The organism is Rahnella ecdela (assembly GCF_019049625.1).
Classification (GTDB): domain Bacteria; phylum Pseudomonadota; class Gammaproteobacteria; order Enterobacterales; family Enterobacteriaceae; genus Rahnella; species Rahnella ecdela.
This window is the reverse complement of record NZ_JAFMOY010000090.1, coordinates 1-14455: the sequence shown is the minus strand read 5'-3', so window position 1 is coordinate 14455 and position 14455 is coordinate 1. Positions and strand designations below refer to the sequence as shown.

9 protein-coding genes and 6 pseudogenes are annotated in these 14455 nt (G+C 48.1%); 6 read left to right on the top strand and 9 right to left on the bottom strand.

Annotated elements, in window-relative coordinates; translation table 11 throughout:
* Positions 1 to 246: 246 nt before the first annotated feature.
* Together J1784_RS00920 and J1784_RS00915 are read right to left on the bottom strand one after the other, a co-directional pair.
* A pseudogene (locus tag J1784_RS00920) lies at positions 247 to 420 on the bottom strand (ISKra4 family transposase); the annotation flags it as partial.
* Positions 421 to 512: 92 nt separating this feature from the next.
* Positions 513 to 1190, bottom strand: coding sequence for a GntR family transcriptional regulator (locus J1784_RS00915; protein WP_420803942.1), 678 nt, complete (start codon positions 1188 to 1190; stop codon positions 513 to 515).
* A 134-nt stretch (positions 1191 to 1324) separates the two neighbouring features.
* On the opposite strand from J1784_RS00915, the gene J1784_RS00910 reads away from it, so the two are divergent.
* The 5 genes and pseudogenes from J1784_RS00910 to J1784_RS00890 form a co-directional block, all read left to right on the top strand.
* A complete protein-coding gene (locus J1784_RS00910; protein WP_217147665.1) occupies positions 1325 to 2011 on the top strand; it encodes a DUF2848 domain-containing protein in 687 nt (228 codons plus the stop codon).
* A 17-nt stretch (positions 2012 to 2028) separates the two neighbouring features.
* Complete coding sequence (locus J1784_RS00905) at positions 2029 to 3378, top strand: amidase (protein WP_217147666.1); 1350 nt, start codon at positions 2029 to 2031, stop codon at positions 3376 to 3378.
* 13 nt (positions 3379 to 3391) lie between these two features.
* Entirely contained in the window at positions 3392 to 4054 is a 663-nt protein-coding gene (locus J1784_RS00900; protein WP_217147664.1) for a DUF4286 family protein, read from the top strand.
* Complete coding sequence (locus tag J1784_RS00895) at positions 4054 to 5385, top strand: MFS transporter (RefSeq protein ID WP_217147663.1); 1332 nt, start codon at positions 4054 to 4056, stop codon at positions 5383 to 5385. The genes J1784_RS00900 and J1784_RS00895 overlap by 1 nt, the downstream gene beginning before the upstream one ends.
* 207 nt (positions 5386 to 5592) lie before the next feature.
* A pseudogene (locus tag J1784_RS00890) lies at positions 5593 to 6356 on the top strand (IS5 family transposase); the annotation flags it as partial.
* On the opposite strand, the pseudogene J1784_RS00885 reads toward J1784_RS00890, so the two are convergent.
* From J1784_RS00885 to J1784_RS00865, 5 genes and pseudogenes are all read right to left on the bottom strand, one after another.
* A pseudogene (locus J1784_RS00885) lies at positions 6356 to 6478 on the bottom strand (group II intron reverse transcriptase/maturase); the annotation flags it as partial. The pseudogenes J1784_RS00890 and J1784_RS00885 overlap by 1 nt on opposite strands.
* Before the next feature lie 86 nt (positions 6479 to 6564).
* Positions 6565 to 6675: pseudogene (locus J1784_RS00880) on the bottom strand (transposase domain-containing protein); the annotation flags it as partial.
* Positions 6676 to 6699: 24 nt separating this feature from the next.
* Positions 6700 to 7850, bottom strand: a pseudogene (locus J1784_RS00875) (IS3 family transposase).
* 82 nt (positions 7851 to 7932) lie between these two features.
* Complete coding sequence (locus J1784_RS00870) at positions 7933 to 10032, bottom strand: peptidase domain-containing ABC transporter (RefSeq protein WP_217147662.1); 2100 nt, start codon at positions 10030 to 10032, stop codon at positions 7933 to 7935.
* Positions 10025 to 11299, bottom strand: coding sequence for an HlyD family secretion protein (locus J1784_RS00865; protein WP_217147661.1), 1275 nt, complete (start codon positions 11297 to 11299; stop codon positions 10025 to 10027). Before J1784_RS00865 ends, J1784_RS00870 begins: the two co-directional genes overlap by 8 nt.
* A gap of 418 nt (positions 11300 to 11717) precedes the next feature.
* On the opposite strand from J1784_RS00865, the gene J1784_RS00860 reads away from it, so the two are divergent.
* A complete protein-coding gene (locus J1784_RS00860; RefSeq protein ID WP_217147660.1) occupies positions 11718 to 12056 on the top strand; it encodes a hypothetical protein in 339 nt (112 codons plus the stop codon).
* Between the two features lie 85 nt (positions 12057 to 12141).
* Here J1784_RS00860 and J1784_RS26795 read toward each other — a convergent pair whose 3' ends face one another.
* A complete protein-coding gene (locus tag J1784_RS26795; protein ID WP_420803943.1) occupies positions 12142 to 12633 on the bottom strand; it encodes a CPBP family intramembrane glutamic endopeptidase in 492 nt (163 codons plus the stop codon).
* A 723-nt stretch (positions 12634 to 13356) separates the two neighbouring features.
* Positions 13357 to 14339: pseudogene (locus tag J1784_RS00850) on the bottom strand (IS3 family transposase); the annotation flags it as partial.
* Positions 14340 to 14455 lie beyond the last annotated feature (116 nt).

Here is a 14455-nt window from a genome sequence, read left to right as displayed (position 1 = left end):
GCAGCACGAAAGTTTTACGAGATCGATGATTTAGTTCTTAACGCTGCGCGCTTAATAATAATTCGGTAAAACTCGGCGTGAAAAGGTTTAGCCGGATCAGATTTTACCTGTGTGAAACCTCTAAATATCATTTCTAATCCAAGCATAAAGCCCCCTCGCTCAAAGCGGACATATTGTCCCGATAGCATGTCCGCTACGTGCCAAAAGCGGATCTTGCCAATATTTTGGTCTGTAATCGACAGGGAGTCACTCAATCCGGGTGAACCCCAGATACCAGCAGGAAAATTTATCCTGAAGCTCGTTATTCAGGACGGCTGTCCGAGCCTGTAACAAATAATGTGCGCCTTTTCTGCTCCACTGCATCTGCTGTTTTTTGGCAATTCGTCTGGCAGTCACTTCATTGATCGTTGATTCCACAGGCAACCCATTTGATGGCTTCCCCACACTTTTTCATGCTCTCATGGTTCACGGCTTGAATCGCCAATGATTGCCAAGCCTGATGATGAGAGCTGTTATCCGCGTAGCAATGCATCGCGGAACGACAAAATATGCGTTTCGGCAGCTGTTGCTGCCGCCTGAGAGTCCTCTGACTCAAGGGCAGTAATGATGGCGCGATGCTCCTCGATAACTTCCATTCTATGCCCTTCTTTAGACAGGGAACTTGCCCAGAATCGCTGCGATCTGGTATGTAATACGCTGAGAATATCCTTCAGAATCAAGTTTCCTGAAATCTCCACAATTAACTGATGGAAGTGGAGGTCCAGTGACACCATACGGTTGCGATTTCGCTCTTGTACGGCGATATTCATTTCCTCATTAACCGCTGTCAACGCAACAATATCTTGCTTAGAAATTCGCTTACAGGCCAACTTCACGCTGAGTATTTCATTGGCGAGACGCACTTCAATAAGTTCGAGTGCATCATCTAGAGACAGAGGCGAAACCATCACTCCCTTACGCGGGATTATCTGCAATAAACCTTCATTTTCCAGTCTGTGGATAGCTTGATTGACAGGTGTTCGCCCCATTTGAAGTTCAGCCATTACCTGTGCGGTATTCAAATAATCACCTGGCTTATAGCTCAGCGTCACCAACGCTTGCTTGAAACGACGATACGCCAGTTCATTCATCGATAAATCCACGCCACCCAACGCCGAATATTGGGGAGTTTCTGCAACATCAGATTTCACGAATAGCTCCTGCGAAAGAAATTTTTAGACATAGTACACAAAATCATGGCTCAAAATTCGCCAACTTGCTAACTGAAGGCATAGTGATATTTCACAGTGATTTTAGTAACAAATTTAACTTGAGAGTCACGAATATGAAACTTACCTTTTCGGTAGCTGCAAATACAGACAAAGATTCGCTAGATATCATTGTTAACCAACTGGTAATCGCGGGCTGGACCGGACGTGATCACGAAGCGATTTTACACCATATCAGTGAGCTTGAAGCTCTTGGTGTACCCCGCCCGAGTGCTGTGCCGCTGTTTTACCGCGTTGCAACCAACCAGTTGAGCCAAAGCGAAAACATCGAAGTTGTGGGAAGTGCCACCTCTGGTGAAGCTGAACCATTTATTTTTATCTATCAGGGTGAGCAGTTTGTCTCTCTGGCGTCAGATCACACCGATCGGGTACTCGAAGCTCACAGCGTGGCACTTTCCAAGCAAATTTGTGTAAAACCGGTCGCACGCCAGGCATGGAAAATGGAGGACGTTGCTGAACATTGGGACCAACTAATTCTGCGCTCTTGGATCAAAGAAGAGGGTGAATACCGTTTGTATCAGGAAGGCCGTTTGTCCAGTCTGCGTAAGCCTGACGACTTACTGGAGCGATACCTTGCAGGAATGGTTCAACCAGAAAATGGACTGGCGATGTCCTGTGGAACAGTAGTGGCGATAGGTGGCATCCGTCCTGCAACAGAGTTTCGCATGGAGTTGGTGGATGAAGTATTAGGTCGCACTATTAGCCATTCCTACCAAAGTACTGAATTACCGGTGGTAGTGTGATGATCAAATTGTTAAACATGAAAAAAATCACCCTGAGTCAGGCGATTCAACAGTTGGCGACACTGGATATCTCTTCGCGGGCTCTGACCGAAGCCGCATTAGCGAAAAGCGAAGACCCGCAAGGTGAAGGCTCTCTGGTTTTCACTCGTCTTTATCATCAGCAAGCCTTGGAATTGGCAGTAGCTTCAGATGCGCGTCGTAAAGAAGGTAAGCCGTTCTCAGCGCTCGACGGTATTCCAGTGTCAATCAAAGACCTTTTTGATGTTGCCGGAGAAAGCACCACTGCAGGTTCCAAAGTATTGCGTGATGCACTTGTTGCCGCTGAAAACGCCACCGTGGTGCAGAAGTTGTTGGATGCTGGCGTGGTGATTATTGGCAAAACTAATATGACCGAATTTGCCTATTCTGGGTTGGGTATTAACCCACACTACGGTACGCCAGCCAACCCTTTTGACCGAGCAACCCGACGTATTCCAGGGGGGTCTTCCTCTGGGGCGGCGGTGTCGGTCAGTGATGGTATGTCGCTCGGGGCAATTGGCAGTGATACTGGCGGTTCGGTGCGTATTCCGGCAGCCTTCTGTGGCTTAACCGGTTACAAGCCGACTGCACGACGTATTTCTCAAACGGGTTTACTGCCGCTGTCAACTGCACTGGATACCATCGGCGTTATCACACACGACCTCGTTTCCTGTATCGCACTGGATGGCGTGATTGCCGACATCCCGGTACAAATCACTGAAAAATCACTCCTTCAGGCACACTTCGCCATACCACAAACGCTGGTACTGAACGGTCTCGATGCCGATGTACAAAGAGCCTTTACTATTGCTATCGAAAAGTTAAAACAGTCCGGTGCAAAAGTCTCTGAAATCCCGTGCCATGAATTTTCTGAATTGGCTGACATCAACGCTACCGGCGGCTTTACTGCACTGGAATCCTGGGCGTGGCATCAGAATCTTATTGAACAGAAGGGTGAGCAATATGATCCACGCGTGGTGTCGCGTATTCGTCGCGGCGCTGCTCTTAATCAGGCAGATCTCAAGCGTTTGGAGCTACAACGTGCAGACTGGCAGCAACGAGTGGCGCAAACCATAGGGCAATTCGATGCGTTACTAATGCCTACCGTTCCAATGATTGCTCCAAGCATTGCCGAACTTGAGGCCGACGATGACACCTATTTCCGTGCCAACGCCGCGGCGCTGCGTAATCCATCAGTGATCAATTTTCTCGATGGCTGTGCGGTGTCTTTACCGTGTCACCAAGAAGGTGAAGCGCCCGTTGGTCTGATGGTAGCCGCGTTGCCACTTCACGACGACGCGTTGCTTAGCTGGTCATTACAAATTGAACGCTGCCTCAAGGCCGAATAACAGGAGAGAAATCATGAGCAAATTACCTAATGGAATGCTGTTTGTTGCCACCAATGTTGCCGAGCAGGATGAAGCTGATTTCAACAAGTGGTATGACCGCGAACACGTGGAAGAACGCGTTCGCATTGACGGTTTTCTCTCCGGGACGCGCTATCAGCTCATCAGTCCAGCAGTCCAAGGGCGTAAATATCTTGGCCTGTATCAGACCGAATCATTAAACAGTTTCTCGACCGACGCCTACAGAGCAGCGTTTACATGCCAGTCGCCGTGGTCGGTTGCCAGTCTGGATAAAATGGTTAACCCGATGCGCCGAGTTTGTGCAGTTGAAGCTGTGGTCGGTTTTGGCAGTGGTTGCCATCTGGCAATTATCCCGCTATCCACCTTCGTGGCTGGTGGAGCATTGACAGTGCGTATTGCACAGCTAGGCGAAACCCTGTTTTCCGAACCCGGTTTTGTCCGTTCACGCATGTTAACGCCAGACGTTCAATTGAGTTCACCATTACCTAAAGAGTCGACGGTTAACCGCCCAATGATCCCAATGATGGTGATTGACACTAGCAGTACTGAATCCTGCCAGAAACTTACTGAACTGGCATGCCTGGCTTTACATATCCCGAATACTGAGGCGTTGCTCTACGGTCTCAGTTGGCACCTTACTGCGCAGGAGTTAAAATAATGAGTCTTAATACTACCGAAAATCATGACATTAAAGGTAACACTCATCTGGCCGACGCCACCCACAGCCCACCGAAGACTGGCCGTCTGGCCGCAGCTAGTTCAATAGGTACCGCGCTGGAATGGTATGACTTTGCCGTCTACAACATCATGGCGGCGCTGATCTTCAACCACGTTTTCTTCCCGTCATTTGATCCGATTGTCGGTACAATACTGGCGTTCTCAACCTATGCAGTAGGTTACGTGTCGCGCCCGGTTGGCGGTATGATCTTCGGCCATCTTGGAGACGTCAAAGGACGCAGCTTCGTCCTGGTGACCACGCTGGTATTGATGGGCGTGACCACAGCGCTGATGGGTCTGCTACCAGGTTATGCGACGTGGGGGGTCTGGAGTCCGATACTACTGGTAACGCTGCGCTTTGTGCAGGGTATCGCGTTGGGCGGTGAATGGGCGGGTGCGGTTCTTCTGTCGATGGAGCACGGAAAATCGCATCAGCGTGGGCGTAATGCCTCTTTCGCTCAAGTCGGGCCGTCTTGCGGAACCTTAATTGGAACCGGGACGATCACGCTTATTACCCTATTGCTCTCAGCTGGTGATTTCCAGGCATGGGGCTGGCGTATGCCGTTCTTACTGAGTCTGGTGCTGGTGATATTTGGTCTGTGGTTGCGTCACGGCGTTCCCGAAACACCGGCGTTTCTGAAGTTAGAAGAGACTAAACACACCTCTCATACACCACTCAAAGATGTGTTCACCAAGCATCCGCGTTCTTTACTGATTGCAGGTGGCTCACGCATTGGTTCTGACGTGCTCTATGCATTGGTGGTGGTATTTACCCTGACCTACGTCACAACAGTTCTACATCTTCCACGCCCACTGGCGCTTGGTGCGACCATGCTTGGCGCGTTGGGGAATGCGATAACAGTGCCGATGTTTGGCGCGCTGTCTGACCGCTTCGGGCGTCGCCCGGTTTATATCTTCGGGGCGGTTGCTGCGATGATCTGGGCTTTCATGTTCTTCGTTTTTCTCGATAGCACACAGCCGATACTGATCTGTCTGGCGGTGTTCGTAGGGTTAATAATCCACGCGATGATGTATGGTCCACAGGCGGCTTTCATCACCGAACAATTCCCAACCCAAGTACGCTACGCTGGCTCATCCTTAGCCTACACTCTAGCGGGAATTATCGGCGGTGGCTTTGCTCCACTTATTATCACCACGCTATTTAAAGAGTACGACAGCACATTCGCTATCTCGCTATATGTCGTGCTAGCGCTGCTTATCACGGCAGTCTCAGTATTTGCCGCTAAAGAGACAGCGCATAAACCACTATAAAAAGAAAACACATTAATTAATCGACAGAACGGGGAAGGATCCCTGTTTTGCCTAAGCCATTTGTAAGTATCCCGCTTAAGCGATCCTATCACAGGCACCCATTAGAGGATAATTACCTCAGCCACCCCTCGGCTTTGTTGAATAAATCGAACTTTTGGCCGTAATGAGGATCAGATCACCACATTCCCGATCCTGTAGCGGTATCACGTGGCAAAACAAAAGTTCAAAATCACCTACTGGGCTACCTACATCAAGGCGCTCGTCAACCGGGGCTCACTGACATTCTGGCTTGATGAGTCAGCCATCCAGGCTGGTATGACGAGCCCAATACGTCTTCACGTGGTCGTCCGCAACTTTATTCTCAGCTCGCTATTACCACCGTACTGATGCTCAAACGCATCTTTCGCCTCACGCTGCGCGCTGCGCAGGGATTTATTGATTCCATTTTTACCCTGATGAAGCTCCCACTCCGGTGCCCAGATTACTCCTGCGTCAGCAGACGGGCCAGGTCCGTCAATATCCCGTTCAAAACCCCCACGCGCGGCGAAATAGCCCATCTGATTATCGACTCCACCGGATTAAAAGTCTTCGGGGAAGGAGAGTGGAAGGTGAAAAAACACGGCAAGGAAAAGCGCCGCGTCTGGCATAAACTGCACCTGGCGGTGGACGCTGATACGCATGAGGTTATCTGCGCTGACCTTTCCCTGAACGATGTGACGGATGCAGAGGCCTTCCCGGGGCTTATTCGCCAGACCCACCGGAAAATCAGAACCGCCTGCGCCGACGGCGCTTATGACACCAGACGGTGCCACGACGAACTGCGGCGTAAGAAAATCAAAGCACTTATCCCGCAGCGAACCCGCGCAGGTTACTGGCCAGCTGAATATGCCGACAGAAACTAGGCGGTTGCCCGGCAACGGCTGACGGGAAGCAATGCGTACTGGAAATGGCACACGGTTTACAACCGACAGTAGATGAACTGCCCCACACGTCTTTTGTTATCTGAGATGCCATGGTAATTAATCCATCCACGCACTACCCGGATAACCGTGTTCAGGGTTTGCCTTCTGTTGGCGTTGAGGTTCTTCCACAGTAAGCGGCTCACCTGAGACGTATTGACGTTTATTCAGCAGTAAGGTCGACTTTCCATGGCAGCAGATCACGAACCCGATTAGCTGGCTAGTCCTGGATATGGCCGAGGACGTAACGCGGGCACGCCTCCGGATCCACGCCGTTCAGCCGACAGGTCCCGATCAGCGAGTACAGTATCGCCGCACGCTCACCTGATCCTACCCACGTACTGTGGACACGGCCCTAAGCGAGGTTCTGGTTTTCAAATTGTTCGGAACTGAGACCGCCACAGGCACTGTGGCGGCGCCACCGATTGTAATCACACTCGATATAATTAAACACCGTCGTCCGCATGATTTCCCGGCTGATAAAGCGTTCCCCGTGGATACCTTCTACCTTCAGCGAGTGGAAGAAGCTTTCCGCGCAGGCATTGTCGTAACAACATCCTTTGGCACTCATGCTACCGTGCAGATTATGCCGCTTCAGCAGCGCCTGATAGTCCGCCGAACAGTATTGCCCGCCGCGATCTGTATGGACAATGACATTTCCCAGTCGCTTACGTCGCCAGAGTGCCATCTGCAGCGCATCGCAGGCCCGCTGCGCTGTCATCCGCGACGACATCGACCAACCGATAACAGCCCGCGACCACAGGTCAATCACCACCAAGAGGTACAGCCAGCCCTCGTCGGTGCGAAGATACGTGATGTCTCCTGCCCACTTCTGATTCGGGCCACTCGCGTAAAAATCCTGTCTCAGCAGATTTTCACACACCGGCAGGCCATGTTCTCTGTAGCTGACCGGGCTTAACTTCCGGGCAGCCTTTGCACGAAGTCCCTGACGGCGCAGGCTGGCGGCAATGGTTTTGACGTTGTACTCAGGCAGTTCGTCAGCGAGACGAGGCGCACCATAACGCTGTTTTGCCTCAGTGAATGCCTTACGGACAGCAGTATCACAGACGAGTCGGAACTGCTGACGGGGTGTTATCTGCTGACGACGCAGACGCCACGCATACCAGCCGCTGCGGGCGACCCGCAGTACCCGGCACATGGCTTTGACGCTGAACTCAGCCCGATGATTTTCGATGAAGACATACTTCATTTCAGGCGCTTCGCGAAGTATGTCGCGGCTTTTTGGAGAATGGCCAGCTCCTCTGCCTGTTCCGCCAGTTGGCGCTTAAGACGGGCAATTTCAACGGACATTTCCTGCTCACGTTCGGAAGAGCTGCGGGCATTGTTAATCTTACTGCGCTATGCGTAGAGTTGGGATTCGTACAGGCTGAGTTCCCTGGCAGCGGCAGCAACCCCGATACGTTCCGCAAGCTTCAGGGCTTCGTTGCGAAATTCAGGAGTGTGCTGTTTGCGAGGCTTCTTATTTGTTGATGCTGGTTTTGTCATGAGTCACCTCTGGTTGAGAGTTTACTCACTTAGTCGTATGTCCACTATTCGCGGGTAGGATCAATTCAATATGAAGTCATCTTTACGTCAGATGAATAATTCGATCTGCCGAAGCTATCGTTGTTTCTCGGTGAGCAATGATAATCCTAGTTATATCAAGTGCTTTGATCGCGTGATTCACCATTGCCTCACTTTCCTTGTCCAGTGCGCTGGTAGCTTCATCTAAGAACAAGATTGCGGGTTTCTTATAAATCGCACGCGCAAGGAATAGTCGTTGTTTTTGACCCCCTGACAATCCTTCACCTAATTCACCGATCAGGGTTTCATAGCCCATTGGCATTTGCATGATAACCTCGTGCAGATAGCTGGCTTGGGTGCATTCCTGCATCCAGGCTTCATCCACTTCATCAGCAAAGCCGCAGATATTCTCTCTGATGGAACCGGAGAACAGCTTGTCATCCTGCATCACACAGGCGATCATTTTGTGGTAGTTATTGATACCCAACTGCTGAATATCTATACCATTCACTTCAACCCTACCATAGTCAGGATAAAACAGCCCACACAGTACCTTCATCAAGGTAGTTTTTCCTGACCCAGATGGCCCGACAATCGCCACACTTTCTCCTGGAGAAATAGTGATGTCCAGCCTGTCGAAAATGGGTGCTGACTGGCTGTCATAACGATAACTAAGTGCCCGCGTTGCCAGCGATACCGACTGAAGTCGAGGCTCATAAGGGAGATCGGGTTTACGGTTTTCTCGTGGGTGCAGGGCAATATCGGCAATACGCTCATTGTGCAGGCTCATCATGCGCAACTGCAGCAAAAAATTGGTTAATGAACCAATTCTGTCGGAGAACTGCCCGCGAAAAGCGCCGAATGCTACGAACATTCCGATAGTCATCTGGTTGTCTATCACCAGGCTTGTACCCAGCCACAGGATCATTACCTGATCACATGCGGCGACAAAAGTGTTGATCCCGCCAAACAGCATATCCATTTTAGTCACCCGGATGCCTGTATTGATGGTATCGATTTCGAGGTTGAGCCAACGGGCACTGCGTCTTTCTGCTATTCCCTGCATTTTAACTGTCGCGATGCCATACAGCGTTTCCATGAAATAGGAACTGGCACGTGCAGTTCGAACCAATGATTCCTCTGACAGTTGTCGGTAATAACCGTAGGTCAGCAGGCGGAGAACAACGTAAAGGGTGGTGAAGGCCATAACGATCCAGGTTAACCAGCCCCCGTACAAAATCATCATCACGAGCACGCCGACCACCATGATCATGTCCATAATAGCGCCGACGATACTGGCGGTGAACGTGGTGTGCAATGTATCCAGCGATCCGAAACGCGATTGGATATCCCCCAGTTTACGGCGTTCAAAATAGCCAAGGGGCAGTCGCAACAGATGGTTGAACAACCCGGATTGCCACTGGACATTAATGAGCGTAGACATGACTAAGGAGGACCAAGCGCGCACCATGCTAACTGCCGCTCGCAGCAGAATAAAGAACAACAGCCCCGAACAGATTAAGGTCAGCAGCCCGCGATCCCCGGCAGGGATCGCATGATCCATCACCAACTGGGTACCAATTGGCATCACAAGGTTGATGGTTTCAATCACCAGCGACAGACAAAAAATCTTGCCAAGCGTTCCTTTTAGACCATGCACACTCCCCATTAGCGTGCGAAGGCTCAGTCGGTTTCGCACGGTATTCGCTTCGAATGCCGCGCCTGGCCACACCTCAAGTGCCACACCGGTGAAGCTGCGTGACACTTCCGGCATGTTGATGATTCTTCGGCCCCTAGCCGGGTCGTGTATGACAACATGATTACGTCTGACGCTTACCAGAACCACAAAATGATTGAATTCCCAATGGAGTACACACGGCAATTTTAGCGAGCCGAGATCCTCAATATCCAGTGACAGGGGGCGTGAGGAAAACCCGAGTTGTTCGGCAATACCGATTAAACCTGCCAACGTAGTGCCACGCGCCGAGAGGTTAAATTCTTGGCGCAGTGCAATCAAATCGACGTTCTTGCCATAGCGACCACAAATCATCGCCAGGCAAGAGAGGCCGCACTCTGAGGATTCAGTTTGATGCACAAGCGGAACTCGTTGCCTCAACCGTATGTCGAGTTGGTTAAGCAGTTTTTTAACAGAGCGTTTACTCATTGACCGGTCCCAACGCGCTTTGTTTCATGTCGTAGAACGGAGATAACATCCATTGATATATCTTCCTTTTTTCCAAAAACAAGGTGCTCTCCGCTTTCATGCCATTTTCCAGGCTCAGGAGCTTGCCGTTATACATGATGGCCTGCTTTTCTGGTCTGACGATCACTTTATAGTAAGGAACAGCACTCGTCAGCGCGGCTTTGGGTGCCCCCTGATAGGTCAACATTTCCTGGGGTGACGCAGGCGCCTTGGAAATAACTGACACAGTGCCGGCAAACTGTCCAAATTTCTGCGCGGGGAAAGCTTCATAGCGAATGTTGACCTGGCCCCCCGTAGTTATATAGGGAATAGCATCATTGGGTACCCAAAGTACCAGAGAGTAGTGATCAATACTTGGCGGTATGACCTGCAGCAAACTGTCGCCGATATTGACCATTTGCCCTACCGTAACGCTAAGCGAGTCGACGCGTCCGTCGACTAAGGCACGGACGATAATGGTCCCGCCTGCATCGATATTCAGCAGTTCTTTTTGCAGCTCGTAGCGCTGCAGTTCCATCTGATAAATCTGGTTATCGAAATCTGAGGCTTGAGTGTGAATTTGGCTTTCTAGGGTCGTGATCTGCAGGGAATTTTGCTCGTTCTGGCCGGTGAGGCTCAACAGATTATTTTGCTGCTGGTAATACAGTGCCACCTGGTTGGTGAGTTGGTCTTTATTGATAAGCCCTTTCTTCTGATATTGCCGATAATTCTCCATATTCGCTTTCATGATACGGAGCCCTTCCTCGGCACGCTTCAGTATGTCGGTAGACTGCTGAAAAGCAGATATATACTGTGCTTTTTGCTTCTGAAGCATGTTGATAGTGGTTTTTTTGCTGCCATCCAGACGATTGATAATTTGTGCAATGCGCACAAGCTGATTATCGATGTCCCGGCGTTGGTTGTCGCTGACCACCCCACTGTGGGTACTTTTACTTACATCTATCTGATAAATGGGAGTACCAGTCTTAATTATCTGTCCTTCAGTAACAAATTCTTTGACCACGACGCCCTGGACCCTTGAATAGACGTTCGATACGCGCGGATAGGTGCTGATTTCGCCGGGTACATTGACTCTTCGGGTGTAGTTTACGGTAATGACAAAGGTCAGAAATGCTGTAATAAAAAAAAGACATAATCCAGCGAGGACCCAAAGAGGAATGCCGGGAAGGAGAAGCGCTCGGCCACGCCATTTCATTTTCTGATAAGTAATCGCTTCCTGGCGAAACACTATCGCCCTCCTTTATCATTCAAAAATAGTAGCTTGGCCACAGATGTTAGAATCACTTGTTTTAATCGATTGTGAGAGGAAAGAATAATCCTATATTCAATTATCTACGAAGATACGGCATTCTAGCGTTCACATTTTAATCAATATCTTCAGCTAATTAAACTACACTATAATGAGGTGTAGTAAAAATCATATTTGATGCCACCAATAAGAGAAAAATCCAAATTAACATAACTAATTTCCTTAATAGATTATGTGAATATAATGGATTAACATTCTCTGTTTGTTTTTATGGATTGTAAGTTAATAAATCTGATTAATTAAAATATTTCTCTTCATTCAGATATTGCGATGCGTGTCACATAAAAAAATAAATTTATGTTTAATTATCTATTCTCTATTAACAAAGGAGTTGTTTATGAAAGTTATTGAAACTCAGTATTTGAATGGCATTTCTGGAAGTGGCAGTGGTAATGATACTTCAAGTAGAAGTGGAAATACTAAAAGCTCCAACAGTGGTAACTCATCCTCCTGGAGTCATATGGTTCAAAATGCTCCTACTCATATATATGGAGGAACAGAGGAGTGTGCTAATGGTGTTTTTGGAGCGCTCGTAGAGAATTTCCCTAATCCGGTAAAAATGGGTGTAGGTGTGGCTGCAAATGCAGGCCTTTGCCTGAATAAGGGTAGCGGTAATTCGGGTGCTTTTGGAGGAGATTCCAACGCCAACAGTGTCAATGGACAATGTCATTGGTAAAATACTAAAATAGTATATACTACCCTGAGTTAGACATTACGTTAGGGTAGTATATTTCCAATTAAAATCTGATCCCAGATAAAAATCATTTCATCACTAAGCTTAAAAAATTCATCGCAGAATGTAAAAGCACAGGATAAAATAGCCCGCCAGTGCGTTCCCTTATAAGACATAGCATCAATCCAGAAATGAAAATATTCAACTGTTGATGCATCTCGTAAGAATTGAAATGAATAAGGCAAAATAAAAATGTTGTTATGAAATAACATATTATCGTTTCATTTTTAAACTTCAATTTTATTAGGCCGTAAACTAGCCCTCTAAAAAAAACCTCCTCATATAATGGAGCTATGAACAATAGAACTACAACGAGTGGAATTGTAATGTGAGAGTTTTCATATTGATTATTTGCACTAAAAATATAAGCTGAGGATGATTGAAAAAGGCTTAGAGCGAATAAACTTATATATAAAGTTAAGTTCTCTTTCGATGCCAAAAATTTAAAATTAAAACCGGAGAAGATTTTAGAAAATTTCTTGTAAGAAAAAAAAGCGAGGGAGATCTGACCGACTAACATGACTACGATTGAGTCATCAAATCCAACTGAGAAAAAACGCATCAGTAAATATGGTAATATTGTAAAGGAAATATATGCAGCTATTGTAAACAAAAAGGACCATAGATTATCTTTTATATTTTTGACGCAAATTTGATCCGTCATAACAGACAATCCTGTTTTATAAGAAGGGCCTAAACTAAATACATGGAAACAAAGAAACCGCTTGTCTTTATCGAATGTAAGCCACTTCTGAATGGCTTACATTTGTAAGCTATAACTCTAATAAATATTTTATCGCTGGCCGTTGCTTTTGTCTGCTATCCAAGCCCCAGTTTTCAACATAACACAGACAATGATCATGCAGGTTATGAGACTTATGAGAGGATGTGCAGCGTATTGGGAGCCCACCGGATTAAGCGGGCTATAGTTTATTATTAATAAAGACAGTATTAAACCGATTAGAACAAAAATAAACTTTTTCAAAATCCTCACCTCATTAGTGCGATAATTAATATGCTGACTGTAAAGCCTAAGCTTTGTGTAATTGAGAAATTAGGTTCTCAAATAATATATCTTACTCTTATTAAATACTATGTACCATCACATCATACACTTGGCGATGTTTTAGATCCAGCGCAGGCAAGTGGAATGTAGCACGTGTAAGTATCCCAGCTTTAGTTCCAGGCACTTTTTGAGATTTCCGGTTTCTTGATCCCTTCCCAATATTGATGCCAGGATAAATCAGAGATCCGGGTCTGTTTGCAGGCTTCGGACAAATTCTTCCGGAGTCTGGTTATTTAATGAGGAATGTGGCCGGTACTGGTTATATTCCTGCCGCCAGTGCTCGATCTTCTCCTGAGCATCTTCCAGTGACAGGAACCAGTGCACATTCAAACACTCATCGCGCAGGCTCCCGTTGAATGACTCGACCAGAGCATTATCTGTCGGTCTGCCGGGCCGTGAGAAGTCCATTGTCACCTTATTTTCGTATGCCCATCGGTCAAGCGCTTTAGAGATAAATTCGCTGCCATTATCCGTCTGCAACCGGTGTGGTATACGGTGCTGCATTTGTTTCAGGCGCTCCATAACAGCCACCACATCCTCTCCGCGCAGCCCCTGACCAACTTCGATCGCCAGGCATTCACGACTAAAATTATCCACTACAGTTAGGGCACGTATCCGACGCCCGTTGAACAGATTATCAGCAACAAAATCCATGCTCCAGCACTGATCTAATGCGGTCACTTCTGGACGGGCGTGTCGGTGCCTGGCTGTAACATGCCTGAGTGGGCGTTTTGCTCGTAGATTCAGTCCTTCCTGACAGTAAATTCGGTGGGTTTTCTTGTGGTTGACTAACCAGCCTTCCCTGCGCAAAAGAATATGAATGCGCGGGCAACCATAGCGGATCCGTGTCTCCGCAATTTCTCTTATCCGGTGAGTCAGGGCCCTGTCATCACGACAACTGCGATAGAGGTATACCGTGCGACTCTGCATCATTAAACGGCAACCACGACGCAGCCCGATACGATAGGCGTCCAGCAGGTAAGTCACCGCTTCACGCTTCTGAATGGGCCTCAGAACTTTTTTCGAATGACATCCTGGAGCATTTCCTTATCCAGACTGAGGTCCGCCACCAGACGCTTAAGCCGTTGGTTTTCGTCCTCAAGCTGCCGCAAACGGCGCAGTTCTGTTACGCCCATACCGCCAAATTTTTTCTTCCAGTTAATGGGATGGACTACCTCCTCCCTTTGCGCTTAACTCAACAAAATACGTTCAGCAGGAGAGTAAACATGAATATCGTCTATCTGGGTATCGATCTGGCTAAAAATGTTTTCCAACT

Bases quoted from the DNA above. Each gene is read 5' to 3' on its own strand.
- J1784_RS00910 (WP_217147665.1), top strand. From the start codon at position 1,325: ATGAAACTTACCTTTTCGGTAGCTGCAAATACAGACAAAGATTCGCTA.
- J1784_RS00905 (WP_217147666.1), top strand. From the start codon at position 2,029: ATGAAAAAAATCACCCTGAGTCAGGCGATTCAACAGTTGGCGACACTG.
- J1784_RS00900 (WP_217147664.1), top strand. From the start codon at position 3,392: ATGAGCAAATTACCTAATGGAATGCTGTTTGTTGCCACCAATGTTGCC.
- J1784_RS00895 (WP_217147663.1), top strand. From the start codon at position 4,054: ATGAGTCTTAATACTACCGAAAATCATGACATTAAAGGTAACACTCAT.
- J1784_RS00870 (WP_217147662.1), bottom strand. From the start codon at position 10,032: ATGAGTAAACGCTCTGTTAAAAAACTGCTTAACCAACTCGACATACGG.
- J1784_RS00860 (WP_217147660.1), top strand. From the start codon at position 11,718: ATGAAAGTTATTGAAACTCAGTATTTGAATGGCATTTCTGGAAGTGGC.
- J1784_RS26795 (WP_420803943.1), bottom strand. From the start codon at position 12,633: ATGTTAGTCGGTCAGATCTCCCTCGCTTTTTTTTCTTACAAGAAATTT.